21 protein-coding genes are annotated in these 24,770 nt (G+C 69.7%); 12 read left to right on the forward strand and 9 right to left on the reverse strand.

Translation table 11 applies throughout. The features are described 5' to 3' along the window. Window positions 1-68: 68 nt before the first annotated feature. The 5 genes from phoR (at window position 69) to CSC71_RS13055 (ending at window position 6,566) form a co-directional block, all read left to right on the forward strand. Window positions 69-1,412, forward strand: coding sequence for a phosphate regulon sensor histidine kinase PhoR (gene phoR / locus CSC71_RS13035; protein WP_162374810.1), 1,344 nt, complete (start codon window positions 69-71; stop codon window positions 1,410-1,412). Next, window positions 1,409-3,505, forward strand: coding sequence for a polyphosphate kinase 1 (gene ppk1, locus CSC71_RS13040; RefSeq protein ID WP_162374811.1), 2,097 nt, complete (start codon window positions 1,409-1,411; stop codon window positions 3,503-3,505). Before phoR ends, ppk1 begins: the two co-directional genes overlap by 4 nt. 92 nt (window positions 3,506-3,597) lie before the next feature. Further along, the gene (gene ppx / locus CSC71_RS13045) at window positions 3,598-5,124 is read left to right on the forward strand and encodes an exopolyphosphatase (protein WP_162374812.1); all 1,527 of its coding nucleotides are present in this window, start codon (window positions 3,598-3,600) and stop codon (window positions 5,122-5,124) included. Between the two features lie 94 nt (window positions 5,125-5,218). Then, window positions 5,219-5,884 carry a glutathione S-transferase family protein gene (locus tag CSC71_RS13050; protein ID WP_162374813.1) on the forward strand — a complete coding sequence of 222 codons (666 nt, stop codon included), beginning with the start codon at window positions 5,219-5,221 and terminating at the stop codon, window positions 5,882-5,884. Window positions 5,885-5,957: 73 nt separating this feature from the next. Next, a complete protein-coding gene (locus CSC71_RS13055) occupies window positions 5,958-6,566 on the forward strand; it encodes a DNA-3-methyladenine glycosylase I (protein ID WP_162374814.1) in 609 nt (202 codons plus the stop codon). A 102-nt stretch (window positions 6,567-6,668) separates the two neighbouring features. Here the strand turns inward: CSC71_RS13055 and CSC71_RS13060 are convergent, their stop codons facing one another. Then, window positions 6,669-7,967 carry a M20/M25/M40 family metallo-hydrolase gene (locus CSC71_RS13060; protein ID WP_162374815.1) on the reverse strand — a complete coding sequence of 433 codons (1,299 nt, stop codon included), beginning with the start codon at window positions 7,965-7,967 and terminating at the stop codon, window positions 6,669-6,671. A gap of 155 nt (window positions 7,968-8,122) precedes the next feature. Between CSC71_RS13060 and CSC71_RS13065 the strand changes: the two genes are divergently transcribed. Then, on the forward strand, window positions 8,123-9,262 hold the full coding sequence (locus tag CSC71_RS13065) for a glycosyltransferase family 4 protein (RefSeq protein WP_162374837.1): 1,140 nt from the start codon (window positions 8,123-8,125) through the stop codon (window positions 9,260-9,262). After that, window positions 9,246-9,791: a phosphatase PAP2 family protein gene (locus CSC71_RS13070; RefSeq protein WP_162374838.1), complete on the forward strand. Its 546-nt coding sequence runs from the start codon at window positions 9,246-9,248 to the stop codon at window positions 9,789-9,791. The genes CSC71_RS13065 and CSC71_RS13070 overlap by 17 nt, the downstream gene beginning before the upstream one ends. Window positions 9,792-9,871: 80 nt before the next feature. On the opposite strand, the gene CSC71_RS13075 is transcribed toward CSC71_RS13070, so the two are convergent. The 7 genes from CSC71_RS13075 to creB all read right to left on the reverse strand — a co-directional run bounded on the left by CSC71_RS13075 (window position 9,872) and on the right by creB (window position 17,143). Continuing rightward, on the reverse strand, window positions 9,872-11,461 hold the full coding sequence (locus CSC71_RS13075; protein WP_246192214.1) for a M20/M25/M40 family metallo-hydrolase: 1,590 nt from the start codon (window positions 11,459-11,461) through the stop codon (window positions 9,872-9,874). Between the two features lie 203 nt (window positions 11,462-11,664). Continuing rightward, the gene (locus CSC71_RS13080) at window positions 11,665-12,549 is read right to left on the reverse strand and encodes a carbon-nitrogen hydrolase family protein (protein ID WP_162374816.1); all 885 of its coding nucleotides are present in this window, start codon (window positions 12,547-12,549) and stop codon (window positions 11,665-11,667) included. Continuing rightward, a complete protein-coding gene (locus CSC71_RS13085) occupies window positions 12,546-13,148 on the reverse strand; it encodes a GNAT family N-acetyltransferase (protein ID WP_162374817.1) in 603 nt (200 codons plus the stop codon). Before CSC71_RS13085 ends, CSC71_RS13080 begins: the two co-directional genes overlap by 4 nt. A 52-nt stretch (window positions 13,149-13,200) precedes the next feature. Next, a complete protein-coding gene (locus CSC71_RS13090) occupies window positions 13,201-13,587 on the reverse strand; it encodes a hypothetical protein (RefSeq protein WP_162374818.1) in 387 nt (128 codons plus the stop codon). An 8-nt stretch (window positions 13,588-13,595) separates the two neighbouring features. After that, on the reverse strand, window positions 13,596-14,900 hold the full coding sequence (gene creD, locus CSC71_RS13095) for a cell envelope integrity protein CreD (protein ID WP_162374819.1): 1,305 nt from the start codon (window positions 14,898-14,900) through the stop codon (window positions 13,596-13,598). A gap of 91 nt (window positions 14,901-14,991) precedes the next feature. Further along, complete coding sequence (gene creC, locus CSC71_RS13100) at window positions 14,992-16,425, reverse strand: two-component system sensor histidine kinase CreC (protein WP_162374820.1); 1,434 nt, start codon at window positions 16,423-16,425, stop codon at window positions 14,992-14,994. A gap of 1 nt (window position 16,426) precedes the next feature. Continuing rightward, entirely contained in the window at window positions 16,427-17,143 is a 717-nt protein-coding gene (gene creB / locus CSC71_RS13105) for a two-component system response regulator CreB (protein WP_162374821.1), read from the reverse strand. A gap of 36 nt (window positions 17,144-17,179) precedes the next feature. Here creB and CSC71_RS13110 point away from each other — a divergent pair, with 36 nt between their 5' ends. Beyond that, window positions 17,180-18,037 carry a 23S rRNA (adenine(2030)-N(6))-methyltransferase RlmJ gene (locus CSC71_RS13110; RefSeq protein ID WP_162374822.1) on the forward strand — a complete coding sequence of 286 codons (858 nt, stop codon included), beginning with the start codon at window positions 17,180-17,182 and terminating at the stop codon, window positions 18,035-18,037. A gap of 6 nt (window positions 18,038-18,043) precedes the next feature. Here CSC71_RS13110 and CSC71_RS13115 read toward each other — a convergent pair whose 3' ends face one another. Continuing rightward, window positions 18,044-18,955, reverse strand: a complete 912-nt coding sequence (locus CSC71_RS13115; RefSeq protein WP_162374823.1) for a cation diffusion facilitator family transporter — start codon at window positions 18,953-18,955, stop codon at window positions 18,044-18,046. Between the two features lie 55 nt (window positions 18,956-19,010). Here CSC71_RS13115 and CSC71_RS13120 point away from each other — a divergent pair, with 55 nt between their 5' ends. The 4 genes from CSC71_RS13120 to mfd all read left to right on the forward strand — a co-directional run bounded on the left by CSC71_RS13120 (window position 19,011) and on the right by mfd (window position 24,770). Beyond that, window positions 19,011-19,556 carry a GNAT family N-acetyltransferase gene (locus CSC71_RS13120; RefSeq protein WP_162374824.1) on the forward strand — a complete coding sequence of 182 codons (546 nt, stop codon included), beginning with the start codon at window positions 19,011-19,013 and terminating at the stop codon, window positions 19,554-19,556. A gap of 106 nt (window positions 19,557-19,662) precedes the next feature. After that, the gene (locus CSC71_RS13125; protein WP_162374825.1) at window positions 19,663-20,712 is read left to right on the forward strand and encodes a class I SAM-dependent methyltransferase; all 1,050 of its coding nucleotides are present in this window, start codon (window positions 19,663-19,665) and stop codon (window positions 20,710-20,712) included. Window positions 20,713-20,731: 19 nt separating this feature from the next. Further along, the gene (locus tag CSC71_RS13130; RefSeq protein WP_162374826.1) at window positions 20,732-21,004 is read left to right on the forward strand and encodes a DUF4242 domain-containing protein; all 273 of its coding nucleotides are present in this window, start codon (window positions 20,732-20,734) and stop codon (window positions 21,002-21,004) included. 298 nt (window positions 21,005-21,302) lie between these two features. Then, window positions 21,303-24,770 (forward strand): transcription-repair coupling factor, encoded by a 3,468-nt coding sequence (mfd, locus tag CSC71_RS13135; RefSeq protein WP_162374827.1) that lies wholly within the window; start codon window positions 21,303-21,305, stop codon window positions 24,768-24,770.

Genomic DNA, 24,770 nt, shown 5'->3' on the forward strand with positions numbered 1-24,770 from the left:
AGCGAGGCCCCGAGCCAGCGACCGCCGACCCGCCTCTCCCCTCGCCGCCTTCTGCGACAATCCCGGACATGCCCCGCTACTTGCGCCCCGCCTGGTTCAAGACGCTCGGCCAGCTGGTCGCGGCGCTGGCCGCGGCCGCGCTGCTCGGCTGGCTGGCCGGCCATCCATGGCCCGTGCTCGCCCTGGCCGCGCTCGGCGTCGTCGCCTGGCACTACTGGCGGCTGCGCAAGGTGCTGCTGCGCCTGACCGCGCGCCAGCGGCTGGCGCCGGCGCAGGGCAGCGGCGTGTGGAACGAGCTCGACCGCCTGCTGTACCGCGGCCAGGCGGAGATGCGCAGCCGCAAGCGCCGCCTGCTCGGCATCCTGCGCGCCTACCGCGCCGCCGCCGCGGCGCTGCCCGATGCGGTGGTCGTGGTCGATCGCAACAGCCAGCGCGTGCTCTGGTTCAACGAGGCCGCGACCGCGCTGCTGGGGCTGCAGTACCCCGCGGACATCGACAAGCCGGTCGGCGAACGCCTGCAACCGCTGTCGCTGGCGCACTGGCTGGCCGCCGGGCGCAACGCCGAGCCGCTGCTCGACGCGCCGTCGCCGATCGACCCGAACCTGCGCCTGAACCTGCGCCTGATCCCGTATTCGGACGAATACTGGCTGCTGGTCGCACGCGACGTCAGCAAGCTGCTGCGCCTGGAACAGGTGCGCCGCGATTTCGTCGCCAACGTCTCGCACGAACTGCGCACGCCGCTGACCGTGGTCCACGGCTATCTCGACATGATCGATCCCGACGACCACCCCGAGTGGACGCCGATGCTGGCCGAGATGCAGAAGCAGTCGCAACGGATGACCCGGCTGGTCGAGGACCTGCTTACCCTGTCGCGGCTCGAGGCGCAGGACAGCCTGCCCGACGAAAGCGTGGCGATGGCGCCGATGCTCTCGACGCTGAAGCGCGAGGCCGAGGCGCTCAGCCAGGGCCGCCACCGGATCGAGGCGCAGGACGAGGCCGGCGTCGACCTGTGGGGGTCGAACAAGGAACTGCACAGCGCCTTCTCCAACCTGGTCAGCAACGCGGTGCGCTACACGCCGGCCGGCGGCAGCATCGCGATCCGCTTCGCCCGCGAGGGCGACGGCGCCATGCTGAGCGTGCGCGACACCGGCTACGGCATCCCCGAACAGCACATCCCGCGCATCACCGAACGCTTCTACCGCGTCTCGGCCAGCCGTTCGCGCGAGAGCGGCGGCACCGGCCTGGGCCTGTCGATCGTCAAGCACGTGCTGAACCTGCACCAGGCCCGGCTGGAGATCGAAAGCCGGGTCGGCCATGGCAGCACCTTCTCCGTCCACTTCAACGCCGACCGCGTGCATGCGCGCGACACGGCCCCCACCGTCGCGCCGGCGGCGCATAGCCAGACCGCATGAGCTCGCCCCATCCCGCCCTGCCGAAGATCGAAACGCCGAGCAGCGGCGACCCGCTGCGCGACCCCGCGCTGTACCTCAACCGCGAGCTGTCGCAGCTCGACTTCAACTTCCGCGTGCTGGCGCAGGCGCAGGACCCGCAGGTGCCGCTGCTGGAGCGATTGAGATTTCTGTGCATCAGCTGCACCAACCTCGACGAGTTCTTCGAGATCCGCGCCGCGACCGTGCGCCATGCGCAGGCCTTCGGCCTGCCGCCCGGCCCCGACGGGCTGCCGCCGGCGACGATCCTGGCGCGCATCCACGACCGCGCCGCGCAACTGGTCGAGGCGCAATACAGGTTCTGGAACGAGACGCTGCGCCCGGCATTGGCCGAGGCCGGCGTGCGCGTGCTCGGGCGCGCGCAGTGGAACGCACGGCACAAGCGCTGGCTGCGCGCGTATTTCCGCAAGGAAATCATGCCGGTGCTGTCGCCGCTGGGACTGGATCCGTCGCACCCGTTCCCGAAGATCCTCAACAAGTCGCTGAACATCGTCGTGGTGCTGAAGGGCAAGGACGCGTTCGGCCGCAGCGGCCACCACGCGATCGTGCGCGCGCCGCGCTCGCTGCCTCGCATCATCCACCTGCCGCGGCGCGTGTCCGGCGGCGAGCACGACTTCGTGCTGCTGTCGTCGGTGCTGTCGCACTTCGTCGACGAACTGTTCCCCGGCATGGAGGTCAGGGGCGCCTACCAGTTCCGCGTGACCCGCGACTCCGAGGTGGTGGTCGACGAGGAGGAAGTGGAGAACCTGGCGCTGGCGCTGCGCGACGAACTGGCCGCGCGCGGCTACCGCCCGGCGGTACGGCTGGAGATCGGCAGGGACGCGCCGAAGCCGATCGTGCGCATGCTGCTGCAGAACTTCGAATTGAGCGAGAACGCGGTCTACGCGATCGACGGCCCGGTCAACCTGAACCGCGTGATCCAGGTCTACGACCTGGTGGAGCGGCCGGAACTGAAGTACCCCGCGTTCACCCCGCGCGCGCTGCGCGGCGGCGACGCGATGTTCGAGCGGGTCGGCGGCGGCGACGTGCTGCTGCACCACCCGTTCGATTCGTTCGCGCCGGTGCTGGAACTGCTGCGCCAGGCCGCGGTCGACCCCGACGTGCTGGCGATCAAGCAAACGCTGTACCGCACCGCCAAGGATTCGGTGATCGTCGATTCGCTGGTCCAGGCCGCGCGCAACGGCAAGGACGTGACCGCGGTGGTCGAACTGCGCGCGCGCTTCGACGAGGAAGCCAACCTCGCCTTCGCCGACCGCCTACAGGAAGCCGGCGTACAGGTCGTGTACGGCGTGGTCGGCTACAAGACCCACGGCAAGATGCTGCTGATCGTGCGCCGCGAGGGCCGCAAGCTGCGCCGCTACGTGCACCTGGGCACCGGCAACTACCACAGCGGCACCGCGCGCACCTATACCGACTTCGGCCTGGTCACCGCCGACCCCGACATCGGCGACGACGTGCACATGCTGTTCCAGCAATTGTCCGGCATGGCCCCTTCCGCCGGTTTCAAGCGCATCCTGCAGTCGCCGTTCACCCTGCACGCGGCGCTGCTGAGGAAGATCGAACGCGAGGCGAAGCTGGCGGAGGCCGGCAAGCGCGGCCGCATCATCGCCAAGGTCAACGCGCTGAACGAGCCGCAGGTGATCCGCGCGCTGTACGCGGCCTCGCAGGCCGGCGTGCGGATCGACCTGATCGTGCGCGGCGCCTGCACGCTGCGCCCCGGCGTGCCCGGCGTTTCCGAGAACATCCGCGTGCGCTCGATCGTCGGCCGCTTCCTCGAACACAGCCGCGTGTACTGGTTCGGCAACGACGGCAAGCCGGAGATCTTCTGCGCCAGCGCCGACTGGCTGGAACGCAACCTGCTGCACCGCGTGGAGGTCGCCTTCCCGATCCTCGACCCGGACCTGGCCCGGCGCGTGTTCGACGAAGCGCTGCAGAACTACCTGGACGACAACTGCAACGCATGGACGCTCGATGCCGACGGCAGCTACCGCCAGCTGTCGCCCGGCCCCGGCGAGGAACCGCACTCGGCGCAGGCGGCATTGCTGGCGAAGGTATAGCGGCCGGCCGCGACCGCGCCATTGTTCCGGATCAAAGCGCCGCGGGCAGGGCCCGCCCCCTACAACCGAACGAACCGGGATAAGATCAGCGCATGCCCGTGCCCCCCCAGTCCGCACCCGCACTCAAGGATGGCGACCTGCTCGCCGCCATCGACATCGGCTCCAACAGTTTCCACATGATCGTGGCGCGCTACACGCTGGGGCAGTTGCGCGTGGTCGACCGCCTGCGAGAAACCGTGCGCATGGCCGACGGCCTCGACGGCAAGGGCGGGCTGAACGACGCGGCGCGCGAACGCGCGTTGCAATGCCTGGCCCGCTTCGGCCAGCGCATCCGCGACATCCCGGCGACGCGGGTGCGCGCGCTGGCCACCAATACCGTGCGCCAGCTTTCCGCGCCGCAGGAATTCCTCGCGCCGGCCGAAGCGGCGCTGGGCAAGCCGATCGAAGTGGTGTCCGGCCGCGAGGAAGCGCGCCTGATCTACCTGGGCGTGGCCAACGCGCAGCCGCCGAAACCGGGCCAGCTACGCCTGGTCATCGACATCGGCGGCGGCTCCACCGAGTTCATCATCGGCCGCGGCTTCGAGCCGATCGAGCGCGAGAGCCTGCAGGCCGGCTGCATCGCCAGCACGCGCCGCTTCTTCCCCAACGGCAAGCTGTCGCGCAAGCGCTGGAAGGACGGGCTGACCGAGATCAGCGCCGAGTTCCAGCAGTTCTCGCAGCGGTACCGCGCGCTGGGCTGGCAGGAGGCGCTGGGCTCGTCCGGCACGCACAAGGCCATCGGCGAGATCTGCGCGGCGATGAAGCTGACCAAGGGCGCGATCACCGCCGAGGCGCTGCCGCAGCTGCGCGACCGCCTGCTGCAGGCCGAGCGCATCCAGGACATCGACCTGCCGGGGCTGGAGAAGGAGCGCCGGCCGATCATCGCCGGCGGCGTGCTGGTGCTGGAGGCGGCGTTCAACGCACTGGGCCTGCAGCGGCTGATCGTCAGCAAGGCGGCGATGCGCGAAGGCATCCTGTACGACATGCTCGGCCGCCGCAGCGACAAGGATCCGCGCGACGCCTCGGTCGCCGCGCTGACCGAACGCTACGGCATCGACGAAATCCAGGCGGCGCGGGTCGAAGCGACGGCGATGCGCCTGTTCGAGCAGGTCGAGGACGCGTGGAAGCTGGACGACGACGCGGCGCGCATGCTCTGCTGGGCCGCGCGCCTGCACGAGATCGGCCTGGCCATCGCGCACAGCCAGTACCACGTGCACGGCGCCTACCTGCTGGAAAATTCCGACATCTCCGGCTTCTCGCGGCAGGAGCAGCAGATGCTGGCCGCGATCGTGCGCACGCACCGCCGCAACGTGCCCAAGACCGCGTTCGATGCCCTGCCCGACCGTCTGCTGCTGCGCGCCAAGCGCACCGCAGCGCTGCTGCGGCTGGCGGTGCTGCTGCACCGTTCGCACGACCCGGACCCGATCCCGAAGCTGGAACTCGAGGCACGGGGCGATTCGCTGCGCCTGGTGATCTCGAAGAAGTGGATCGACGCGCGACCACTGCTGCGCGCCGACCTGCTGGGCGAACCGGAAGACATGGACGGGCTGGGGATCGCATTCAAGCCGTTCGCGGATTGACACGCCCCGGGACCGATGGCCGACGAACGCCATCACGTCGAGCGGATCCGGCAGAATTTATACTTGGTAGCTCGATTCTCGTGATCGCAGCGCAATGACCCGCATTCTTTATTCCGGCACCAAGAACGCCTCCAGCTGGGCGTTCAGGGCCTGGCTCGCGCTTCGCGAGGCCGGGATCGAGTTCGAGGAGCGCGTAGTCGACATCCGCAAGCCGCAACGCTTCGAGAACCTGAACCGCATCGTGGAATTCTCGCCACCCGCCGCCGTTCCCGTGCTGGTGGACGGCGAGACCGTGATCTTCGACTCGCTGGCCATCATGGAATACGCCAACGAGCTCGCCGGCAACAAATTCCTCCCGCGCGAGCCCAGGCTCAGGGCACGTGCGCGTTCGTTCCTGGCATGGCAACACGCCGGGCTGTCGGGCCTGTGTCCGCGCCTGTCGTTCGAGAGCGCGTTCTATCCGGACAAGCGCGCCATGACCTTCGACGAACAGGCGCAGTCCGCCCGGGCCTACGACGCTTTCGAAAAGCAACTGTCGCATAGCGGCGGCCCGTATCTTTTCGGTGATCTGAGCCTGGCGGACATGGCCCTGGTCCCCACCGCCCTGCGGCTCGCTTCGCACACGCCAGGGGACAGGCTGTCCCAATGGCCGCAAGTCGCGGCCTGGAACGACAGGTTGATGGCACGCGAATCCGTCCGGGAATGGCTGTCCGAGGCGAACGGGCTACCTGTCGTGCGCCTTCCGGATTACATGCCGTAGTCGCGATGATGGGTATCGCTTCGCTCCACCCATCCTACAATCGCATCTGATTGCGCATGGAAGAAACCGACGGATGAGTACCACCTTCATCGCCCCCGACGGCAAACCGCGCTGCAGCTGGTGCGCGGCCACGCCGGAATACCTGCACTACCACGACACCGAATGGGGCTTCCCGGTCGCCGACGACCGCCGCCTGTTCGAGAAGATCAGCCTGGAAGGTTTCCAGTCCGGCCTGAGCTGGCGCACCATCCTGGCCAAGCGCGAGAACTTCCGCGCCGCGTTCCACGGCTTCGACTTCGACAAGGTCGCCCGCTTCACCGAACGCGACGTCGAACGCCTGCTGAAGGATGCCGGCATCGTCCGCCACCGCGGCAAGATCGAAGCGGTGATCAACAACGCCCGGCGCGCCCGCGAACTGGTCGAACGCGAAGGCTCGCTCGCGGCCTTCGCCTGGCGCTACGAAGCCGACCCGAAACGGCAAGCCGACCCGCAGGCCGCATCGACATCGCCGGAGTCGGTCGCGATGTCGAAGGCGCTGAAGAAGCTCGGCTGGAAATTCGTCGGCCCCACCACCGTCTACGCCTTCATGCAGGCGATGGGACTGGTCAACGACCACGCCCGGGAATGCATCGTCCACGCCAGGGTCGAGCAGGCGCGCAGCAGGTTCAAGCGGCCCGCATAAGGCACGGCCCGCCGCTTCCCGAGCGGATCGCGGGAAAGCCACGGCAGCGCCCACTCCGGAAACGTTCGTGCGCAGGAAGTTCGAACGCCCGCAGGCGCAGGCTTACGGTGCAGCAGTGAGCCGGCTCATCAGGATCGCCGCGCGCTTGGCCTGTCGGCGCAGGCTGTCGAGGTCGACGGTCTCGCGGGGCGTGTGGTCGCCGGAGCTGGCCGGGCCCAACCCGACCAGCCCGTCCACGTCGGCGGCGACGAAGGAAATGTCGCCGGCGCCGCGCTTCAACGGGTCCAGTGCCGGCATCGGCGCCAGGCCCAGATCGGCGTTGACCGCGTTCAATTTCGCCAGCAGCGCGCGGTTGCCCGCGGTCGGCGCCATCGGCGGATAGCCTTCCTCGAAAACCAGTTCGGCATCGGTGCCCGGCAGGTGCGCGGCCACGATCTGCTGCATCTTCGCCGCGACACGCTGCGTCTGCTCGGGGCTCAGCGTGCGGAAATCGCCCTTGGCGACGGCGATGGACGGGATGATGTTGCTCTTGCCGGTGGCCGCGACGTGCGCGCCGTCCGCACCCACTTCCGCGCTCTGCCCGCCGCCGAGCAGGCCGACGTTGAAGGTCAGGTTGGGCTCGGGCAATTCGCTGCGGAACGCGGCGATGATCCGCGCCATTTCGAAGATCGCGCCATCGCCGGCCGCCTTGGAGAAGATCCCCGAACTGTGCCCGGAACGGCCGCGCGTGGTCAGCGTCCAGTCGCCGACCGAGCGCCGCGCGATGGAACCCATGTCCTGGCCGTTTTCGGTCGACAGGCCTTCGAAATCCAGCGCCACGTCGGCACGCTTGCCCGCCGCGATCAGGTCGGCGCGGGAAATCGACTGCGGGCTGCCCGCGTCCTCCTCGTCGCCGGTCAGCACTACCTCGATGTCGGCGTCGGCCAGGGTGCCGGCCGCCTGCATCGCCCGCAGCGCCGCCAGCACCACCACCACGCCGCCCTTGTTGTCGGCCGCGCCGGGACCGTGCCCGCGGTCGCCGTCGCGGACGAACTTCTGGAACGGCGAATCCGCTTCGAACACCGTGTCCAGGTGGCCGATCAGCAGCAGGCGCTTGCCGCCGGGCCTGCCGGCATGGGTCGCGATCAGGTGGCCGGCGCGTCCGGCCCGTTCCATGGGCTTCCATTCCACGCGGAAGCCGAGGCGCTCGAATTCCGGCGCCACCATGTCGGCCACGGCGCGCACGCCGGCCAGGTTCATCGTGCCGCTGTTCTGGTCGACCAGCCGCTGCAGCAGCGCGATCGAGCGCTCGTATTCGGCGTCTACGGTCGCGATCATCGTCCGTTCCTGCGGCGACAGTGCCGCGCGGGCCGCGGGCACCGTCGCGACCAGCACCAGGAAAGCCAGGGCAGCGCTACGCATTTCGTACCTCGATGCAGGAACCGTTGACCGCACCGATGTTAAAGCAAGGCGACGCGGCCTGCGTCATCTTTCGGCAACCGGACCGCAACAACCGCTACACGAACGACCTGCAGCATGTGGGCCATGCCGAATAAGGGCAGATGGAGTCGCATCCGATGCGCTATGCCATCGTCACCGAAACCTACCCGCCGGAGATCAACGGCGTCGCACTGACCGTGCAGGGTCTCGAACAAGGCCTGCGCGCGCGTGGCCACGAGGTTTCCGTGGTGCGCCTGCGCCAGGACACCGACAGCACCGATGACAACGAACTGCTGGTCCGCGGCGTCGGTCTGCCGCGCTACCCCGGCCTGAAGTTCGGCCTGCCCGCGCCGCGCGCGCTGGCCAGACTGTGGAGCGAAAACACGCCGGACGCGATCTACGTGGCCACGGAAGGTCCGCTTGGGTGGTCGGCACTGCGCGCCGCGCGGCGGCTCGGCGTCCCGGCCGCGACCGGCTTCCATACCCGCTTCGACCAGTACATGCGCGATTACGGCTTTCCGTTCCTGCAGAGCACCGCGCTGCGCTGGATGCGCCGTTTCCACAACGGCGCGCAGGCCACGCTGGTGCCGACCCGCGAGCTGGCCGAGTTCCTGCAAGGCAACGACTTCCGCCACGTGGTACGGCTGGCGCGGGCGGTGGACACCACTCACTTTAGCCCGGACAAGCGCGACCGCAGGCTGCGCGAGGAATGGGAAGTCGGCGAAGACGGCTTCGCCGCGATCTACGTGGGCCGCATCGCGCCGGAAAAGAACCTGGAACTGGCGGTGAAGACCTACCGCGAGATCCAGCGCGTGCGGCCGAAGGCGCGTTTCGTCTTCGTCGGCGATGGCCCGGCGCGCGCGCAACTGGCCGCGGACAACCCCGACTTCATCTTCTGCGGCATCAGGCGCGGCGAAGAACTGGCCCGGCATTTCGCCAGCGGCGACCTGTTCGTGTTTCCCAGCCACAGCGAGACCTTCGGCAACGTGACCCTGGAAGCGATGGCCAGCGGCGTGCCGACCGTGGCCTTCGACTACGGCGCCGCGCGCGAGCACCTGATCGACGGCGAGCACGGCGCGGCGGTGGACAGCGACGAAGCCTTCATCGAATCGGCGGTGCGCCTGGCGCGCGAGGATGCGCTGCGCACGTCGATGGGGCGCGCCGCGCACGTGGCCGTGCAACTGCTGCGCCCGGAACAGGTTTCCGCGGATTTCGACGAATTGCTGGCTGGCCTGGCCAATGCGAGGAGGCACCATGCGAATGCCGCAACCGCGTAACCACTTCATCCATGCCCGCGACGCCGGCTGGTGCCTGCGCGCCAACCGTTGGGGCGCGTGGCGCGGCGTGCGCGGCTTCTTCGCCGCGATCAGCCGGCTCGGCGACGGCGTGTTCTGGTACGTGCTGATGGGCGCGCTGGTCGTGCTCGATGGCATGGCCGGGCTGGCCGCGTCGGCGCACATGGCCGCGACCGGCGTGGTCCCGCTGACGATGTACAAGCTGCTGAAGCGCTGGACGAAACGGCCGCGGCCGTTCGCCGCCGATGGCCGCATCCAGGCATGGATCGCGCCGCTGGACGAATTCAGCTTCCCGTCCGGGCACACGCTGCATGCGGTGTCGTTCACCCTGGTCGCGCTGGCCTACTACCCGGTGCTGGCTGCGCTGCTGCTGCCGTTCACCGCCTGCGTGGCGGCATCGCGCGTGGTGCTGGGCCTGCACTACCCCAGCGACGTGCTGGCCGCGACCGCGATCGGCACGGCCTTGGCCGGCGCGTCGCTGTGGCTGGTATCGGGCGCGTGGCTGTTCTGATTCGGGACGAACGGCTCATCGGGAAAATAAGGGCCGGCACTGCCGGCCCTCGCCGCATCTGCGCACGGCGAATACCGCGGTCAGTTTTGCTGCAGCGGCTTGCGCGGCAGCTTCTGGTCGCGCATCGCCGCGTTGTAGGCGAACGCGGCCACTATCGCCGCGGCCTGCTTCAGGTCGTCGGCCGACGCGTGGTCGTAGGTATCCAGGTCGGTGTGGTGGGCGTTGGCGAAGTAGTCCAGGCCGTCCTGTACGAACTGGAAGCCCGGCAGGCCGACGCGGTCGAACGAGATGTGGTCGGTGCTGCCGGTGTTGCGGCTGGTGACGATGGTCGCGCCGACGTCGTTGAACGGCTTCAGCCATTCCGCGAAGATCGGCATCGCCGCCTGGTTTTCCTGCGCGTAAACGCCGCGGATCTTGCCCGAGCCGTTGTCCAGATTGAAGTACGCGGCCAGTTTCTCGTAGCCGGGCTTGCGCTGCAGCGCGCCGGTCGGCTCGCGGAAGAACGCCGGCAGCTTCTTCTGCTCGGGGTCGGTCGGTTCCGGGTACGCGGCGAAGTGCTGGGCGACGTAGGCCGCCGAGCCGATCAGGCCCTGTTCCTCGCCGCTCCACAGCGCGATGCGGATGGTGCGCTTCGGCTTCGCGCCGACCGCCTTGAGGATGCGCATCGCCTCCATCATCACCGCCACGCCGGCGCCGTTATCGGCCGCGCCGGTGCCGGCGTGCCACGAGTCCATGTGCGCGCCGATCATCACCACCTCGTCGCCCTTGCCGCTGCCGGGGATCTCGGCGATGGTGTTGTAGCCGGGATCGTTGCCGTCGCTGGTAAAGCCTGCGTCGACGTTGACGCGCAGGCGCACGGTCTCGTTGCGGTCCAGCGCGCGCAGCAGCGGATTGTAGTGCTCGGCGGCGACGACCAGTTCCGGGATGCCCGCCGATTCGCCGGCGCGGCGCGAACCGCCGCCCTGCACGGTGAGGATGCCGTTGTCGCGGCTGCTGATGCTCAGCGCGGCCAATGCGCCCTCCTCGACCAGGAAGCCGTTGATCTCCTTGGCCAGCTCGATGCGCTTGGCGTATTCGTCAAGCCGCTTCTTGCGTTCGGCGGGGTCCCGGGCCTTCGGCACGGCGAAGTCGAGCAGTTCCTCCAGGCCCTTTTCGTCGTAGCGCTTGCTGTCGGCCTCGGTGCCGGGCTTGTATTCGCGCGCTTCGCTGAGCAGCACGATCCTGCCCTTCAGCTTGCCCTTGTACTTGTCCAGGTCGGCCTTGCTCTTCACGCTGACCGCGACGGCCTCGCCCTCGACCGTACCGCGGGTGCCCGGCGTCCACGCCTTCGGCAGCGCGTGCAGCGGCAGCGCGCGCGGCGCCAGTTGCTCGACGCTGGCCGAACGGAACGCCCAGCCGCGGCCGAAGTCGTCGAAGGACTCGTCGTGGATGTTGGACAGGCCCCATTCCTTGAACTTGGAGCGGGTCCATTCGTTGGCCTGCGCCATCGCCGGCGAATTGGTCAGACGCGGACCGATGTCCTCGGTCAGGTGGCCCAGGGTCTGCATCACCTGCGACCGGTAGAATGCCTCCTGGCGGATGCGGCCGACCATGTCCAGATCGACCGGTTCCCCTGCCTGGGCCACGCCGGCCAGGCCCAGGCACAACACCAGCAAACTCCGCTTGACCACGTCCTCTCTCCCCCGGGCATTCCCGATGACACGAAAGCGCCGAGTCTAGACAGGGTCGAGGGGCCGCGTCTGTCCGCCATTGGTCATGGTCGGCCTTGCAGCGGCGGCACAAGCCGCGACTGCCTCCGTCGGCGCTTCGCGGACAATTCCGCGGGTTCGCGGACGGTTCCCGCCTGCCATTCGGCCGTTGAAAGCCGCCGCTGCTACAGCGTCTCGACCCGTGCCCGCGCGATGCCCGGCGCCAGCTGGCCGGCCCAGTCGCGGTCGTTGGCGACCTGCGCCCCGGCGCGGCTGGCCGCGAGGGCGTCGAAATCGAGGTCGGCGACGGCCCATGCCTGGTCGCCGCGGGTCTGCGCGACGATGCCGTCGGCGGGAAAGCCCCGGTCCATCGGCGCGTAGATCGCCGCCTCGCCGGTATTGACGCCCAGCGCCGGGCTCCACGCCGCCTCGCCCGCGGTCCCCGCCTGCGCGACGAAGACCCGGTTCTCCAGCGCGCGCGCCAGGCAGCCGACGCGCACCCGGGTCGCGCCCGCCTCGGTATCGGTGCAGCTGGGGACGACGAGCAGGTGCGCGCCCGCCTCGCACTGCGCGCGCACCGGCAACGGGAACTCGCAGTCGTAGCAGACCGCGATGCCGGCGCGGATGCCATCGGCGGCGAACGCCTTCAGTTCGTCGCCGCCTTCGATGACGCCGGCGGCCTTCTCGAAACCGGTCAACTGCAGTTTGTCCTGCCAGCCGTGCGCACCGTCCGGCGTGAACCAGTCGCAGCGGTTGCGGTAGCGGCCGTCCCGGTTTGCCGCCAGCAGGAAGCTGCCGGCGACGATGTGCATGCGCTTCTGCATCGCCAGGCGCGAAAACAGCGCCAGCCAGTGGCAGCGATAGGGCTGGATCGCCGCCAGCGAAGCCTGCAGGTCGCCGCGCACGTCCGCCGTGCAGGTCGCGCCCAGTTCCAGCGACAGGTATTCGGGCAGCACCGCGATGCGCGCGCCGGCCGCGGCGGCCGCGCCGATCGCGGCTTCCACCCCGGCGGCGAACTCGTCGAAGTCGCGAGGCTCGCCGATCCGGTACTTGGCCACCGCCACCTTCATCGCCTTCCGCTCCAGTCGCGCAGCCAGAAAGTCAGCTCGTGGTCGATCTCGCCACGGCCGATCTCGTTCCATTCCAGCCGCATCGTCATGCCGGGGCGGCGCGCGTAGCCGCGCTTGATCCAGAACGCCTTGTTGCTGCGGTAACCGGCCGGCCTGCGGGGGTCGTCATCGCCGCGATCGACTGCACAGAACGCGGTGATGCCCAGGCCCAGCTCGCGCGCCCGCGCCTCGCGCGCGTCGAAGAAGACATGGCCGATGCCGCCGCCGCGATATCCCGGCAGCAACACCGATTCGCCGAAATAGAACACGTCGCCGATGGCGATGTCCTGCCCGATGAAAGGCGACTTGAATGCATCGGTCTCGTCGGCCAGCGGCAGGCCGGTCGAGGCGCCGACGACCTCGTCGCCATCGATCGCGAGCACGAACACGCTGCCCGGCGATTTCGCGTAGGTGGCCAGGTATTCCTTCTCGTAGTCCGGCGCGCCCTCGTACAGGTACGGCCAGTCGCGGAACACGGCGATGCGCAGCCGCGCCACGGCGTCGAGCCAGGGCTCGACTTCGTTGCCGTGGAAGATCTCGATGCGATGGGCGGGGGCCATGCGCGAACTTTAACGTACGCCGCCGGCCACGACGACCGCGACGGCGCGGCGTTCAGTCGCGCCAGAGGTAAACCACCATGCGTTCGGCGGGCACGACCACGATCAACCCGCGTCCATCGTGGCGCGAGGTGAAATACACGCCGCCGGCCTCCACCGGCACGCGGCGCCACGGGCGGTAGCGGGCGGGCGCGGCGAAGCGCCCCAGCGGTTCGCGCGCGACCAGCGCCTTGCGCAGGAAGGCGTCGGGGTCGGCCTGCAATTCGCGGGCGCTGGCTTCGCACAGGCGGAACGCGACCGTACCGCTGGACGGACGCCGCAGCGGGAACAGCAGCGCCGCCAGCCCCGCTTCGCTGGCGTCCTCGAGCGCGACGCCGGAGGTCGCAAGGACCTCCGGCAGCACGCGGCGCGCGCGCCTGTGCACGGCTTCGGCGTTCAGCACGGCCGGCCTCAGCGCAGCGAAGTACCGAGTTCGTACCAGTCGACCTTGCGGGTGATCCACATGATCGTGGCGAGGATGCCGAACAGCAGCAGCGAGCCCATCAGCAGCGCGTTGTCCTCCGACAGCAGCAAGGTGTAGAGCACGCCGTACAGCGCGGTCAGCATGGTCGCGAAGCCGGAGGCGCGCAGCCAGCTCTTCAGCACCCCGGACAAGTAGACGAACTGCAGGCCGATGCACGCCGCCGCCGACGCCAGGTAGGCCTGCCAGAACGCGACGTGCTCGGACAGGCTGAGCAGCAGCAGGAAGAAGATCGCCAGCGCCAGCCCGACCAGCAGGTACTGCAGCGGGTGGATCGGCAGGCGCTTGATCAGCTCGAACAGGCCGAAGCCGACGAAGGTCAGCACCACGAACAGGATGCCGTACTTGCTGGCGCGGTCGGCCAGCGTGTAGACGTCGACCGGGTCGATCAGGCCGATCTTGACGCTGTCGGCATCGAAGTCCCCGGCCTGCATGCGCGACTGGATGTTGCTGCTCAGCGAGGAAATGTCCCAGGTCGCATTGAAGCCGCCGGGGCCGGTTTCGCTGCGCGGCGAATAGCCATCGAACTTCGGATGCGGCCATGGCGACCCGAGGACGATGTGGTTGCCGTTGCCGACCGGGGCCACCGACAGCGACTGCGTCCCCTTCAGCACGAAATCCATTTCCACCCGGTGCCCGCCGACCTTGCCGTCGCTCGCGGCCGGCAGCATCGCGTGCAGGCCATCGAGTCCCTTGAGCTCGCTCGTCCCCGCCTGCAGCGGCAACGCCGCGCCGTCGAGGCGCAGCACCGGCGTACCGACCAGCCCGCGCACATCGGAGATCCCGAACGCCAGGTACGGGATCCCGTACTCCCGGCTGACGCCGTTCGCGGCCAGCGGAAGCTTGTCGTCGAACTCCGCCTTCAGTTTCGCCTTCCATTCGTAGACCGGGACCTCGTACAGGCCGGACTTCAGCCGCCTCGGCTCCAGCCGCCCAACGATGTCGAGCGAAACCGGCACCTGCAGGCTGTACCCGCTGCTGCGCTCGACGCGGTTGCGGGTGACGCCGTCGTCGCCGACATAGGTCACGGTCTGCGTGTCGGTCCACGGCACGACCCGCAGCGGGCCGACGAAACGCTGTGAGCCGGCATTGTTCTGCACGACCCGCTGCACCGCCTGCGCGCGATAGGACTCGCGTTCTCCGATCAGCCCGCGGATCAGGGCCAGGGGTATCAGCAGCAACAGCACCAGGCCGCCGACGGTCAGGAAACGCAACAACAATCGGAACGATTTCATGCGGGCTCGCCGGTTGTGGAGACATGGCAAGCCTGCGCCCCCGGCGTGGGCCGGGTTTGTGGCGAATTTGAAGCGGAGGTGAAGTCGGCGGTCAGGCCGGCGGCAGGCGCAGCACGGCCTCCGTGCCGCCATCGTCGCGGTTGCGCAGGCTGGCGCTGCCGCCGTGCAGGCGCGCGACCTCGCGCACGAACGGCAGCCCCAGGCCGGAGCTGCGCAGACCGGTGTCCGGCCGTGCCAGCGAGTAGAAGCGCTCGAAGATGCGTTCCCGCGCGAAATCCGGCACGCCCGGGCCGCGGTCGCGTACCGCGATGGCGACGTCGCCGCCGTCGCGGGCGGCCGCGAGTTCGACCGTTCCGCCCGGCGGCGAGAACGCGATGGCGTTGTCGAGCAGGTTCGACAGCGCCTGCCGCAGCAGGAACGGGTCGCCTTCGACCGCGAGCGGCGGTTCCGGCATCCGCAGCGACAGGCGCAGCCCGCGCGTTTCGATCTGCGCGGCCTCGGCCTCGGCGACCTGCGCCAGCAGCGCGGCGACGTCGATCCGTTCGCGCTTCTGCAGCCAGCCGTGCTGCTCGACCTCGGCCAATGCCAGCAGCTTGTCGATGGTCTCGGTCAGGCGCTGCTCCTGCGTGCTGATGTTCTGCAGGAAGCGCAGCCTGTCGGCTTCCGGCATCGGCTCCTGCAGCAGTTCGGCCGCACCGCGGATCGCCGCCAGCGGGCTCTTCATCTCGTGGGTCAGCGACTGCACGTACTGCTCGACGTAGGCCTTGCCTTCCAGCTTCACCCGCATCGCCTCGAGCGCGCGGCCGAGCTGACCGATCTGGTCGCGGCCCTGCGGCGGCGGCGGCGCGGGCGCGCCGACGCTGACCGCGTGCGCGTAGTCGGTCAGCCGGTTGATCCGCAGCATCAGCCACACCGTCACCAGCAGGCCGATCAGCGCCGACAGGCCGATCAGCCACGCCCCGCGCAGCATGATGTTGCGCTGGCTGGCGGCGATGAACGGCTCGAACGCGGCGTTCGGCTGGGCCACGCTGAGCACGCCGATCAGCCTGCCCGCGTCGTCGCGGATCGGCGCGGCCACGTGCATGACGGTGCGGATGTCGTCGCCGGGCGACTCCGGGCTGGAGCGCGCGCCGTATTCGCCGCGCAGCGTGCGCAGCACGTCGTTCCAGCGCGAATTGTCGCGACCGACGTCGCGCCCCTCCGAATCGAAGACCACGGTGCCGTGCGTATCGGTGACGGTGACGCGGAAATCGATGCCGCGCTTCCTGAACTGCCAGATCTGCGCGTCCGGGTCGCGCCGCTGCGCCTTCGCCACGCGCGCGGCGAAGCGGCCGTCGGCGATGTGCCCACTTTCCATGTCGTCCGCAGCCAGTTCCGCCAGCAGGTTGGCGGTGTCGACCAGGGTGGACTCGATCGACTGGCGCACGCCCGGCTTCACTTCGTTGACGAACACGCGCATCACGAAGAACGCGGCAAGCCCGACGATCAGGAAGAAGCCGAGGACCAGGCGCAGGCCGAGGCGCACGTCAGGCCTCGAGCGAGTAGCCCAGTCCGCGATGGGTGCGGATCGGGTCGGGATCGGCGCCGACCGCGCGCAGCTTGGCGCGCAGCGTCTTCACGTGGGTGTCGACGGTGCGGTCGGCGCTGTCGGCGTCGCTGTCCCAGCCGCGGTCCATCAGCTGCGCGCGGCTGAGGATGGCGCCGGGCCGCTGCAGCAGCGCCTCGAGCAGCGCGTACTCGTAGCGGGTCAGGTCGAGCGCCTGGCCGCGCCAGTGGATGCGGTGGCCTTCGCGGTCGATGGCGAAATCGCCCCGCTGCAGCAGGCCGTGCGCGGCGATGCCGGCCTGCCCCGCCGGCTGGCTGCGGCGCAGCCGCGCGCGCACCCGCGCGACCAGTTCGCGCGGCGAGAACGGCTTGGCGATGTAGTCGTCGGCGCCCAGTTCCAGGCCGAGCACGCGGTCGACCTCGTCGTTGCGCGCGGTCAGGAAGATCACCGGCACCCCGCTGACCCACGCCTCGCTGGAGCCGCGCAGTTCACGGCACACGTCGAAGCCGCTGGCGTCGGGCAGGCCCACGTCCAGCACCACCACGTCGATGCCGCCGGCGCGCACCCGCGGCGCCACTTCCCGGCCGAGCAGGCAGTGCTGCGCGTCCATGCCCTCGCTGCGCAGCGCGTACAGCACCGCGTCGGCGATGGCGGGTTCGTCTTCGGCGACCAGGATGGTGGGCATGGTGCGAAGCATAGTCGGAGCCCCTGCCCCGCCGCTATGCTGCGCGGCATGAATTACCGCCACGCCTTCCATGCCGGCAACCACGCCGACGCGCTCAAGCACACGGTGCTGCTGGCCCTGCTCGACGCACTGAAGCGCAAGGACGGCCCGTTCTTCGTGCTCGACACCCATGCCGGGCGCGGCCGCTACGCGCTGTCGGCCGAGGCAAGCCGCAAGACCGCCGAGGCCGAGACCGGCATCGGCAGGCTGCGCGGCCAGGCCGGCCTGCCGGAGGCGTTGCGGCGCTACCTCGACGCCGTCGCAGCCTTCAATCCGGAAGGCGGCACCGAGGTCTATCCGGGGTCGCCGCTGCTGGTCGCGAACGAACTGCGCGAAAACGACCGGCTCGCCGCCTGCGAACTGCAGCCGGAGGAAGCGGCGGCGCTGAAATCGCTGTTCGCGCACGACCCGCGCGTGGCCGTGCATGCGCGAGATGGTTACGCCGCGGTGAAGGCGTTGTTGCCGCCAAGGCTCGGCGCGACGAAGTTCGCCCGCGGCCTGGTGCTGATCGACCCGCCGTACGAGGCGCAGGACGCCGAATACCCGCTGGTCGCCGCCGCGTTGCGCGAGGGCCTGCAGCGCTGGCCGAACGCGACCTACGCGGTGTGGTACCCGGTCAAGCAGCGCCGCAGCCTGCAGCCGTTCCTGCGCAAGGTCGCCGTGCTGGACGCCAAATCCGTCCTGCTCGCGGAATTGCTGGTGCGCCCGGACGACTCGCCGCTGCGCCTCAACGGCAGCGGCATGCTGCTGCTCAACCCGCCGTGGCAGTTCGACCGGGCCATCGCGCCGGCGCTGCCGGTGTTGCAGCGACTGCTCGGCGAAGCCGGGGCTTCGACGCGGCTGGAATGGCTGCGCGAAAGCGGCTGAGACGCGTCAGCCGCGCGGCGTATCCGGTTCGAAGAAGGTCCAGCGCACCGCCGGGAACGCCGCCTTCAGTTCGTCCTCGACCCGCTCGATGTCGGCCAGCAATGCGCCGGCGTCGGCCTTCTCGCACATCACCGCCTGCACCGACAGCACCACCTCGTTGCCGTGCTGCATCGGGATGACGCGGATCAGGTGGTCGATTTCCCGGCGTGCGAGCAACCACGCTACCAGCTTCTTCTCCAGCTCGGGCTCGACGCTCTGGCCGATCAGCATCGACTTGACCTCGACCGCCACCAGCACCGCGACCACGATCAGCAGCGCGCCGATGGCGATGGTGCCCAGCGCGTCCCACAGCGGATTGCCGGTGACCACCGACAGCACCACCGCGAAGAACGCCAGCACCAGGCCGACCAGCGCCGCCAGGTCCTCGCCGAAGATCACCACCAGCTCGGCCTCGCGGCTCTGCCGGAACCACTGCCAGATGCCGCGCCCGCCGCGCACCTTGGCCACTTCCTGCAGGCAGGCGCGCATCGACACGCTTTCGGCGACGATGGCGAAGGCCAGCACGCCCAGCGCCCACCACCACTGCTGCAGCGGCTCGGGGTGCTGCAGCTTGTGGACGCCTTCGTACAGCGAATACACGCCGCCGACGCTGAACAGCATCAGCGCGACCAGGAACGACCAGAAGTAGATGGCGCGGCCATAGCCCAGCGGGTGGTCGGGCGTCGGTGGGCGCCTGGCCTGGCGCAGGCCCAGCAGCAGCAGCAACTGGTTGCCGCAATCGGCGAAGGAGTGCACGGTTTCGGCCAGCATCGCGCCGGAACCGGTCACGAAGGCCGCCACGCCCTTGGCCACGGCGATGGCCAGGTTCGCGCCCAGCGCGAAAAGGATCGCGCGCGTAGAATCCCCACCACCCGACATCGGCCTTCCTTCGTCGTATCGTCGCCCGCAAAGTCTAAGGGATATCCCTGCCGCCATGACCAAGCCGAAAAGACTTCCCCCCTGGCACGAGCGTTTCCAGCAGGAAGATGGCCGCGAATGGCTGATCCGGCCGGTGCGCCCGGAAGACGTCGGGCCGTTGCGCGGCGCCTATGCCCTGCTCGGCCCCGACGAGGTGCGCCGGCGTTTCCTGCACCTGGACGACGGCGAACTGACCGAGCAGGCCGCGCAGCGCCTGTGCCAGCCCGATCCGCGCAGCGAATTCGTGCTGGTCGCGGCCGAAGACCAGGTTCCCGGCGAGGCGCTGGTCGGCGCGCTGGCGCGCGCGGCCGTGATCCCGCGCAGCCGCGATGCCGAATACGCGATCCTGATCAGCCGCTTCATCGCCGGCCAGGGCGTCGGCCGCAAGTTGCTGCAGCGCGTGGTGAAGTGGGCGCGCACCAAGAAGCTCGACTACCTGTACGGCGACGTGTCCGAAAGCAACACGGCGATGCTGCAGCTGGCGCTGTCGTTCGGCTTCCGCCACGACCACGCCGGCAGTTCGCCGGGGCTGCTGCGGGTGGTGCTGGATCTGAACGAATGAGCATGGCGCCTTCCGACGGACGGTGTCCGCCGGGAGGCATCGGCCGCGTTGGCCGGGATGCAGGGGCTCCGGACAGGGACGTCGCGTACCGTCCAGCGAGATTCCCATGGCCATCCAGCAAGACAGACTCAACGAGTTCCTCGGCCGCGCGCTCGACGACATGGGCGGTGCGATCAGCGCGACCCTGATCCAGATCGGCGACGAGCTCGGCCTGTACAAGGCGCTGGCGCGCGCGCCGATGACCTCGGCCGAACTGGCGCAGGCCACCGGCACCCATGAACGCTACGTGCGCGAATGGCTGGGCAACCAGGCCGCCGGCGGCTACGTCGAATACGACCCCGCGGCCGACCGCTACTTCCTCAGCGAGGAACAGGCGCTGTGCCTGGCGGACCCCGGCGGCCCGGTCGACATCCCCGGCGCCTACAGCGTGATAGAGGCGGTCTTCCACGCCAGGCAGCGCACGTTGCAGAACTTCCGCAGCGGCGCCGGCATGGAGTGGGGCGAACACCATCCCTGCCTGTTCCATGGCACCGAGCGCTTCTTCCGCGCCGGCTACAACGCGCACCTGCTCACCGAATGGCTGCCGGCGCTGGACGGCGTGGTCGCCAGGCTCGAAGCCGGCGCGAAGCTGGCCGACGTCGGCTGCGGCCATGGCGCCAGCACGGTGCTGATGGCGAAGGCGTTCCCGCGATCCGAGTTCGTCGGCTACGACTACCACGCGCCGTCGATCGACGCAGCGCGCCGCAATGCCGCGGAAGCGGGCGTGCGCAATGCGCGCTTCGAGGTGGCCGACGCCACCGGCTACCCGGAACGCGGCTTCGACGCGATCGCATTCTTCGACTGCCTGCACGACATGGGCGATCCGCTCGGCGCCGCGCGCCATGCCCGCGCGGCGCTGTCCGCCGACGGCACCTGCATGCTGGTCGAGCCCTTCGCCGGCGACAGCGTCGAGAGCAACCTCAACCCGGTCGGGCAGATGTACTACGGCGCCTCCGCGCAGATCTGCGTGCCGGTGTCGCTGGCGCGCAAGGGCCCGGCGCTCGGCGCGCAGGCCGGCGAAGCCAGGCTGACCGCGATCCTGCACGAAGCCGGTTTCGCGAACGTCCGCCGCGCCACCGAAACCCCGTTCAACATCATCCTCGAAGCCAAACCCTAGCCCGCAAACGGAGACTCCGATGCCCAGGTACGTGATCGAACGCAACATCCCCGGCGCCGGCAAGCTGTCGCCGGCCGAACTGCGCGCCGTTTCGCAGAAGTCCTGCGGCGTGCTGAGCAACCTCGGCCCGCAGATCCAGTGGCAGCAGAGCTACGTCACCGGCGACAAGATCTACTGCGTGTACATCGCGCCGAACGAGGAACTGGTGCGCGAACACGCCCGCCAGGGCGGCTTCCCGGCCGACAGCGTTTCGCAGGTCGTCGCCGTGATTGACCCGACCACGGCCGAATAGGCCCGGCGGCCGCTCGTCGGGCCGCGCCGGCCGGCCTGTCCGGTCCGCGCGGCCATGGACGTTGGATCGGGCAGGGAAGGCGGATGCGGCGCCAGCGTCGCGTCGGCCGCCCCGCCCCGCAAAGGGCCGGGGCGAGGGGGTGGCGCCACAGGGGGGAACCCGCCTTGCGCCGTGTCGCCTCCTCGCCCCGGCCCTTTGCTTTTCCGCCGCAAATGGGGCGGCGCGGGCATTTGATCTAAACTGCGCATCCCTCGCGCTGGGCACGGACCGTGTCCGGCGCTGCTGTTGTTTTGTGCGCATGAACGATTCGAAGAATAGCCCCGACTTCCCGCCCCTTCCCCGCGCCGGCCAGCAGCGTGCGTACTGGCGCGCGCCGGCTTCGCCGACCGCACTGGCGTGGCAGCTGATCCGTGCCGCCCGGGCGCATGCCGGGCCGTTGCTGGCCATCGCCCGCGACAACCAGCACGCGCACCAGCTCGAATCCGACCTGCACACCCTGCTGGGCGAAGGCGGCGACCTGCCGGTCCTGCCCTTCCCGGACTGGGAAACCCTGCCCTACGACCGCTTCAGCCCGCACCCGGACATCGTCTCGCAGCGCCTCGCGACCCTGCACCGCCTGCCGGCGCTCGAACGCGGCATCGTGATCGTGCCGGTGCAGACGCTGATGCAGCGCCTGCCCCCGCGCCAGCACGTGCTCGGCGGCAGCTTCGACTACAAGGTCGGACAGAAGCTCGACTTCGACGCCGAGAAGCGCCGCCTCGAGGCGGCCAGCTACCGCAACGTGCCGCAGGTGCTGGACCCCGGCGATTTCGCCGTGCGCGGCGGCCTGCTCGACGTGTACCCGATGGGCAGCGACACGCCGCTGCGCATCGAGCTGTTCGACGACGCCATCGATTCGATCCGCGCGTTCGACCCGGAAAGCCAGCGCTCGCTGGACAAGGTCGAGCGGGTGAAGCTGCTGCCCGGCCGCGAAGTGCCGCTGAACGAAACCGCGGTCCAGCGCGCGCTGGAAGCGCTGCGCGAACGCTTCGACGTCGACACCCGGCGCAGCGCGCTGTACCAGGACCTGAAGTCGGGCCTGGCCCCGGCCGGCGTCGAATACTACCTGCCGCTGTTCTTCGAGCGGACCGCGACGCTGTTCGACTACCTCGGCGACGGCACGCTGCCGCTGCTGGCCGACGGCACCAACGACGCGGTCGAGGCGTTCTGGGCGCAGACCGCGAACCGCTACGAACAGCGCCGCCACGACCTCGAGCGCCCGCTGCTGCCGCCGGACGAGTTGTACCTGTCGCCCGACGCGCTGCGCGAGCGGTTGAACCGCGGCGACCGCATCGAAGTCTGCGGCAGGGAGCATCCGCGCTTCGCCGACGCGCACGCGCTGGGCGACCAGCCGGCACCGACGCTGCCGCTGGCGGCGAAGGACCATGCGCCGGGCGCGGCGCTGCAGTCGTTCCTCGCGGGTTACCCGGGCCGCGTGCTGGTCGCCGCCGATTCGCCGGGCCGGCGCGAAGCGCTGCTCGAGGTGATGCAGCCGGCCGGACTGGCGCCGAGGACGCTGGACGGATTCCCCGCCTTCGCCGCATCGGAGGAACGCTTCGCCATCGCCACCGCGCCGCTCGAGGACGGCTTCGCCCTCGACGATCCGCGGATCGCGGTGCTGACCGAACGCCAGCTGTTCCCCGAACGCGCGACCCAGCCGCATCGCCGGCGCCGCGCCGGGCGCGAGCCGGAAGCGATCATCCGCGACCTCGGCGAGCTGCGCGAAGGCGCGCCGATCGTCCACGAGGACCACGGCGTCGGCCGTTACCGCGGCCTGGTCGCGATGAACGTCGGCGGCATGCCCGGCGAATTCCTCGAGATCGAATACGCCAAGGGCGACCGCCTGTACGTGCCGGTCGCGCAGTTGCACCTGATCAGCCGCTACTCCGGCGCGTCGGAGGAAACCGCGCCGCTGCATTCGCTCGGCGGCGAGGCGTGGGCGAAGGCCAAGCGCAAGGCGCAGGAGAAGGTCCGCGACGTGGCCGCCGAACTGCTGGAGATCCAGGCGCGGCGCCAGGCCCGCGCCGGCCTCGCCCTGCACGTGGACCGCGCGATGTACGAGCCGTTCGCCGCGACCTTCCCGTTCGAGGAAACGCCGGACCAGCACGCCGCCATCGAGGCGGTGTTGCGCGACCTGCAATCGAGCCAGCCGATGGACCGCGTGGTCTGCGGCGACGTCGGCTTCGGCAAGACCGAGGTCGCGGTGCGCGCCGCGTTCGCCGCCGCCAGCGCCGGCAAGCAGGTCGCGGTGCTGGTGCCGACCACGCTGCTGGCCGAACAGCATTACCGCAACTTCCGCGACCGTTTCGCCGACTGGCCGCTGCGGGTCGAGGTGCTGTCGCGCTTCAAGACCAAGAAGGAAATCGAGGCGGAACTGCAGAAGGTCGCCGAAGGCAGGCTCGACGTGATCGTCGGCACCCACCGCCTGCTGCAGCCGGACGTGAAGTTCAACGACCTGGGCCTGGTCATCGTCGACGAGGAGCAGCGCTTCGGCGTGCGCCAGAAGGAAGCGCTGAAGGCGCTGCGCGCCGAGGTGCCCCTGCTGCCCCTGACCGCCACGCCGATCCCGCGCACACTGAACATGGCGATGGCCGGGCTGCGCGACCTGTCGATCATTGCCACGCCGCCGGCGAACCGGCTGGCGGTGCAGACCTTCGTCACTCCATGGGATGGCGCGCTGCTGAAGGAATCGTTCCAGCGCGAACTGGCGCGCGGCGGCCAGGTCTACTTCCTGCACAACGACGTCGAGAGCATCGGCCGCATGCAGCGCGAACTGCAGGAACTGGTGCCCGAGGCGCGCATCGGCATCGCCCACGGGCAGATGCCGGAACGCGAGCTGGAACAGGTGATGCTGGGCTTCCAGAAGCAGCGCTTCAACGTGTTGTTGTGCACCACCATCGTCGAGAGCGGCATCGACATCCCGAACGCCAACACCATCATCATCAACCGCGCCGACAAGTTCGGCCTGGCGCAGTTGCACCAGCTGCGCGGCCGCGTCGGCCGTTCGCACCACCGCGCCTACGCCTACCTGCTGACCCCGGACACGCGCCTGACCCCGGATGCCGAGCGCCGGCTCGAGGCGATCGCCTCGATGGACGAACTCGGCGCCGGCTTCACCCTGGCCACGCACGACCTGGAGATCCGCGGCGCCGGCGAACTGCTCGGCGAGGACCAGAGCGGGCAGATGGCCGAGGTCGGCTTCAGCCTGTACACCGAGCTGCTGGAGCGCGCGGTGCGCTCGATCCGCCAGGGCAAGCTGCCGGACGTCGATGCCGGCCAGGAAAGCCGCGGCGCCGAGGTCGAACTGCACGTGCCGGCGCTGATCCCGGACGATTACCTGCCCGACGTGCACGCCCGCCTGACCCTGTACAAGCGCATCAGCGGCGCGCGCGACAAGGACGAGCTGCGCGACCTGCAGGTCGAGATGATCGACCGCTTCGGCCTGCTGCCGGATGCGGCCAGGCACCTGTTCGCGGTCGCCGAACTGAAGCTGGCCGCGACCGCGCTGGGCGTGCGCAAACTGGACCTCGGCGAAGCGAGCGGCCGCATCGTCTTCGAGAGCAAGCCGAACATCGACCCGATGACGGTGATCCGGATGATCCAGAAGCAGCCGAAGATCTACGCGATGGACGGTCCGGACAAGCTGAAGATCAAGCTGCCGATGCCGGAGGCCGCAGACCGTTTCAACGCGGCGAAGGGCCTGCTGGCGGCGCTGTCGCCCGACTGA

It is taken from the genome of Pseudoxanthomonas sangjuensis (assembly GCF_010211755.1).
GTDB classification, from domain to species: Bacteria; Pseudomonadota; Gammaproteobacteria; order Xanthomonadales; family Xanthomonadaceae; genus Pseudoxanthomonas_A; species Pseudoxanthomonas_A sangjuensis.

Excerpts from the sequence above, each read along its gene's own strand:
- phoR (WP_162374810.1), top strand. The coding sequence starts at position 69 with ATGCCCCGCTACTTGCGCCCCGCCTGGTTCAAGACGCTCGGCCAGCTG.
- ppk1 (WP_162374811.1), top strand. The coding sequence starts at position 1,409 with ATGAGCTCGCCCCATCCCGCCCTGCCGAAGATCGAAACGCCGAGCAGC.
- ppx (WP_162374812.1), top strand. The coding sequence starts at position 3,598 with ATGCCCGTGCCCCCCCAGTCCGCACCCGCACTCAAGGATGGCGACCTG.
- CSC71_RS13050 (WP_162374813.1), top strand. The coding sequence starts at position 5,219 with ATGACCCGCATTCTTTATTCCGGCACCAAGAACGCCTCCAGCTGGGCG.
- CSC71_RS13055 (WP_162374814.1), top strand. The coding sequence starts at position 5,958 with ATGAGTACCACCTTCATCGCCCCCGACGGCAAACCGCGCTGCAGCTGG.
- CSC71_RS13060 (WP_162374815.1), bottom strand. The coding sequence starts at position 7,967 with ATGCGTAGCGCTGCCCTGGCTTTCCTGGTGCTGGTCGCGACGGTGCCC.
- CSC71_RS13065 (WP_162374837.1), top strand. The coding sequence starts at position 8,123 with ATGCGCTATGCCATCGTCACCGAAACCTACCCGCCGGAGATCAACGGC.
- CSC71_RS13070 (WP_162374838.1), top strand. The coding sequence starts at position 9,246 with ATGCCGCAACCGCGTAACCACTTCATCCATGCCCGCGACGCCGGCTGG.
- CSC71_RS13080 (WP_162374816.1), bottom strand. The coding sequence starts at position 12,549 with ATGAAGGTGGCGGTGGCCAAGTACCGGATCGGCGAGCCTCGCGACTTC.
- CSC71_RS13085 (WP_162374817.1), bottom strand. The coding sequence starts at position 13,148 with ATGGCCCCCGCCCATCGCATCGAGATCTTCCACGGCAACGAAGTCGAG.
- creD (WP_162374819.1), bottom strand. The coding sequence starts at position 14,900 with ATGAAATCGTTCCGATTGTTGTTGCGTTTCCTGACCGTCGGCGGCCTG.
- creB (WP_162374821.1), bottom strand. The coding sequence starts at position 17,143 with ATGCTTCGCACCATGCCCACCATCCTGGTCGCCGAAGACGAACCCGCC.
- CSC71_RS13110 (WP_162374822.1), top strand. The coding sequence starts at position 17,180 with ATGAATTACCGCCACGCCTTCCATGCCGGCAACCACGCCGACGCGCTC.
- CSC71_RS13115 (WP_162374823.1), bottom strand. The coding sequence starts at position 18,955 with ATGTCGGGTGGTGGGGATTCTACGCGCGCGATCCTTTTCGCGCTGGGC.
- CSC71_RS13120 (WP_162374824.1), top strand. The coding sequence starts at position 19,011 with ATGACCAAGCCGAAAAGACTTCCCCCCTGGCACGAGCGTTTCCAGCAG.
- CSC71_RS13125 (WP_162374825.1), top strand. The coding sequence starts at position 19,663 with ATGGCCATCCAGCAAGACAGACTCAACGAGTTCCTCGGCCGCGCGCTC.
- CSC71_RS13130 (WP_162374826.1), top strand. The coding sequence starts at position 20,732 with ATGCCCAGGTACGTGATCGAACGCAACATCCCCGGCGCCGGCAAGCTG.
- mfd (WP_162374827.1), top strand. The coding sequence starts at position 21,303 with ATGAACGATTCGAAGAATAGCCCCGACTTCCCGCCCCTTCCCCGCGCC.